4 protein-coding genes are annotated in these 4,120 nt (G+C 68.6%); all 4 read right to left on the reverse strand.

The genetic code is table 11. From position 1 onward, the window contains the following. Positions 1 to 184: 184 nt before the first annotated feature. A complete protein-coding gene (locus M3498_03210; GenBank protein MDQ3458304.1) occupies positions 185 to 1,264 on the reverse strand; it encodes a LacI family transcriptional regulator in 1,080 nt (359 codons plus the stop codon). A gap of 168 nt (positions 1,265 to 1,432) precedes the next feature. Then, positions 1,433 to 2,494 carry a tartrate dehydrogenase gene (locus M3498_03215; protein ID MDQ3458305.1) on the reverse strand — a complete coding sequence of 354 codons (1,062 nt, stop codon included), beginning with the start codon at positions 2,492 to 2,494 and terminating at the stop codon, positions 1,433 to 1,435. After that, on the reverse strand, positions 2,491 to 3,498 hold the full coding sequence (pdxA, locus tag M3498_03220) for a 4-hydroxythreonine-4-phosphate dehydrogenase PdxA (protein ID MDQ3458306.1): 1,008 nt from the start codon (positions 3,496 to 3,498) through the stop codon (positions 2,491 to 2,493). Before pdxA ends, M3498_03215 begins: the two co-directional genes overlap by 4 nt. Further along, positions 3,495 to 4,120 (reverse strand): hypothetical protein (locus M3498_03225; GenBank protein MDQ3458307.1); only part of this gene is annotated, 626 nt, incomplete at its 5' end. The genes pdxA and M3498_03225, both read right to left, overlap by 4 nt.

Raw genomic sequence — 4,120 nt, forward strand, 5'->3', positions numbered from 1 at the left:
CAACTCAGCCAATGGCAAAAGACCGGCATCTGGGACAAAATCTGGTCAGGGCTCGAACAGCCCTATTCTACAGGTTAAATACAACTGTAGTACTAAGGACGGTGAGTCGGTAAAAGTTCCGCATGAACATCTCCTTATGGAATGGATCGGGGACTCGAGGCTTGCAGGGATCAAGAACCCTGTTCTACGACAACCTGGCGCTGTGCTTACCTCCTTTCGGGGCTTTCAGGGACTTGCCGGTGGACGCTGCCCCCAGCGTCGTGACCGAGGCGCGGACGACGAGTTCGGCGGGGATCTGCAGCTGCCCGGGGGACGCCTCGCCGCGCAGGGCGGCGAGCACCCCCTCGGCGGCGGCGCGGCCCATCGCACGGCCGGGCTGGCGGACGGTGGTCAGCGGCGGGTCTAAGTAGCGCGTCCAGGGCAGGTCGTCGAAGCCCACCACGGAGACGTCGTCGGGAACGTGCAGCCCAGCCGATTTGAGCGCGTGGTAGAGCCCCAGCGCGGTGCGGTCGTTGCCGCAGAAGACGGCGCTCGGCCCGGGCCCCTGCAGGGGCCCCTCCACGAGCCCCTGCCCGGCGCGGTAGCCGCCCTCCTCGCTGCCGTCCTCCTGGATGACGTGAGGCTCCAAGCCGGCCGCCTCGAGCCGCTCGCAGTAGCTCCGCAGGCGCGCCTCGCCGTCGCGCCGGAGGGCGGCGACGTGAACGATCCGCCGGTGCCCGTGGGCCAGCAGGTGCTCGGTGGCCAGGGCGGCGCCGCCGCGGTTGTCGAGGCCGACGAGCCGCAGGCCGTCCTCGGCGCCTTCAGCCTCTCCTGCGCTCTCTCGTTGGATCAGGACCACCGGCACGCCGCCCACGAGCCGCTCGAGGGCGGCGTGCGCCAACCTGCTGCCGATGATGATCAGGCCGTCCACCCGCCGCTCGAGCAGCAGCTCGGCGGCGGCGCGCTCCTGCGCCGGGTCGCGGTTGTCGGTGACCATCATCAAGTGCATGCCCAAGGGCCCCAGCACGTCCTCGACACCCCGGGCCATCTGGGCGTAGAGCGGCCCCACCACGTCGGGAATGAGCACGCCGATCACCCCGGTCCGGCCGGTGACGAGCCCGCGCGCCAGGGTGTTGCGCCGGTAGCCGAGCCGGGCGACGGCCCCCTCCACCAAGCGCTGGGTGACGGGGGCGATCTTGCCGCCGTTTAGGGCCCGCGAGACCGTGGCGACGGAAACGCCGGCGGCGGCGGCAACGTCGAACATGGTGGGGTTGCGCTTCGTCACGAGCATCCTTGCCTTAGAGAGAGGAGGTCGTCGAGGTGTAAGCGTTTACAGGTTGCTTTGTCGCCAGTATGGACCACGACCCGGCCTCTTGTCAAGCCGGGTCACTTCACGCGCTGTCGAGCGGCAAAAGACGTGGGGGATGCGTTTTAGCTCACGGTCTTACAGGGTCTAGCTAGGTGACAGCGCCGTCAGCACCGCTTGGCTGACCTCCTCGGTGCCGGCCTCGCCGCCCAGGTCCCTGGTCCGCGGCCCCTCGCGCAAAACCGTCTCGAGGGCGCCCACTACGCTCGCGGCCGCCTCCGCTTGACCCAGATGGTCCAACATCATCGCCCCCGACCAGATTTGGGCGACGGGGTTGGCGACGCCCCTTCCGGCGATGTCCGGGGCCGAGCCGTGGACCGGCTCGAACATCGACGGGTAGTCCCCTTCGGGGTTGAGGTTGGCCGAGGGGGCGAGGCCGATGCCGCCCGCCACCGCCGGGCCCAGGTCCGAGAGGATGTCGCCGAAGAGGTTGGAAGCCACCACCACGTCGAACCAGTCGGGGTGCTGGACGAAGTGGGCCGTCAAGATGTCGATGTGGTACTGGTCGGTCTTCACCTCCGGGTAGTCTCCCTTGAGGGCGGCGAAGCGCTCGTCCCAGAAGGGCATGGTGTGGATGATGCCGTTGGACTTCGTCGCCGAGGTCAGGTGTTTTTTTGGCCTCGAGCGGGCCAGCTCGAAGGCGTAGCGCATTACCTTGTCGACGCCTTGGCGGGTAAACACCGTCTCCTGCACCGCCATCTCTCGCTCCGTGCCCGTGTAGAGGCGCCCGCCGATCTCCGAGTATTCCCCCTCGTTGTTCTCGCGGACGATGACGAAGTCGATGTCCTCCGGCCGCCGGTTCGCCAGCGGCGAGGCGACGCCCGCAAAGAGCCGTACCGGGCGCAGGTTGACGTACTGCTTGAAGGTGCGGCGGATGGGGATGAGCAGCTTCCAGAGCGAGACGTGGTCGGGCACGCCGGGATAGCCCACGGCGCCCAGGAAGATGGCGTCGTGGTCGCGCAGACGCTCGAGCCCGTCGTCGGGCATCATCTTGCCCGTCTCCAGGTAACGCTCACAGCTCCAGTCGTAGTGTTGCCACGCGAAGTTCAGCCCGTGCCGCGCGCCCACGGCCTCCAGGACCCGGATGCCCGCGGGCACCACCTCCTGGCCGATGCCGTCGCCGGCGATGACCGCGATGCGGTAGCTCACGCCCCCGCCCTTTCCAGCCGCTTGCTCGCCATGTGCGCGGCCACCTTGATGGCCTCGATCATGTTGGTCGGGTCGGCCTTGCCCCTCCCGGCGATGTCAAAGGCGGTGCCGTGGTCCACCGAGGTCCTGATGGTAGGCAGGCCGGTCGTCACCGAGACGGTGCGGTTGAAGTCGTAGGTCTTGGCGGCGATGTGGCCCTGGTCGTGGTAGAGCGAGATCACCGCGTCGTACTTGCCCTGCAGAGCCTGGTGAAAGATCGAGTCCGCGCCGACGGGGCCGCGCACGTCCCAGCCCAGGGCCCGCGCCTCCGCCACGGCCGGTTGCAGGCGGGTGATCTCCTCATCGCCGAAAATGCCGCCGTCGCCCGCGTGTGGGTTTAAGCCCGCCACGCCGATGACCGGCTCGTCGTTGCCGAGTTCGCTCAGCACCTCGCGGGCGTGCCCCAGGAGCTTGAGCAGCCCCTCCTCGCTGATGGCGTCGATAGCGGCGCGGAGCGAGAGGTGACGCGTCAGGAAGAAGATGCGCAGCCTGTCGACCACGAACATGGTCTCGACGGGGGAGTCGAGGACCGCGCCCAGGATCTCGGTGTGGCCGGGATATTTTATCTTGGCCGCCCGCATCGATTCCTTGTTGATGGGCGCGGTGACGATGGCGTCGGCGCGGCCCTCCTGGGTGAGCCTAGCCGCCGTCTCCACGTAGCGCACGCTGTCGCGGCCCGTCGGCTGGGCGACCTCGCCGAGCGCGAAGTCGCCGGGCCCCAGTTCGCCTACTTGATGGACCAAAACGGTATCGGGTGACGACTGCCAGTTCCCGTCGGCTTCGTCGATCTCAATAACGTCAATCTTGTAGCCGAGGCGACGAGCCATATCCGCCAAGACGGCCTGGGAACCCACCACGAAGAGGCGGGCGCTGTCGTGGAGTTCGGGCTGCTGCAGGGCCTTGAGGGTGATCTCCGGGCCGACGCCGGCGGGGTCGCCCATGGTGATGGCCAGGGTCGGTTTCATGTGAGCCTCCTTAGGAACTTCAAGAATTTGACGGTTTGGGTCAGGGTCTCGGTGTCGCCGACGAGGCCGCCCTTGGTGACGAGCAGGCTGCCGTCCAGCGTACCGCCCGCGAGGTGGCTCAGGGGCACCAGCGGAAAGACCTCGCCTCGGGCCGAGAGCGAGCGGACGCCGAAGCGCGAGAGGACGCTCGAGGCGGTGCGCCCGCCGGAGACGATCAAGGCGTAGGGCGCGGGGAGGTCGTTCAGGAGGCGCTCGAGCGCCTCCGCCAGCGCTGCGAGAGCGCCGTCGATAACCTTCTCGCCGTCCGCCTCGAGGACGACCACCTCGGCGGCTTGGGCCCGCGCCAGCAGCGAATCGTCAGCGTCCGGGCGGAGCCTCAGCACGCCTGGACAGGCGCCGCAGAGGTGCCGCACTTGCCTTTCGGTCAAGGCCGAGCGCGAGCCCAGGACGACGAGCACGGGCGAGGGCCTCGGCGCACCCGGCCACAGCCCGCGCGCGACGCCAGCGCGGACGAGCCGCGCCAGATAGGGCCCGCTGTCCACGATCAGCGCGCCGCCCAGCCAGGCGTCCAAGGTCCAAGCCGCGAGCGTCGCCAGATCGGCGTCTTCGGCGGCGTCGGCGA

The organism is Deinococcota bacterium, from assembly GCA_030858465.1.
Lineage (GTDB): Bacteria > Deinococcota > Deinococci > Deinococcales > Trueperaceae > JALZLY01.

Excerpts from the sequence above, each read along its gene's own strand:
- pdxA (MDQ3458306.1), bottom strand. The coding sequence starts at position 3,498 with ATGAAACCGACCCTGGCCATCACCATGGGCGACCCCGCCGGCGTCGGC.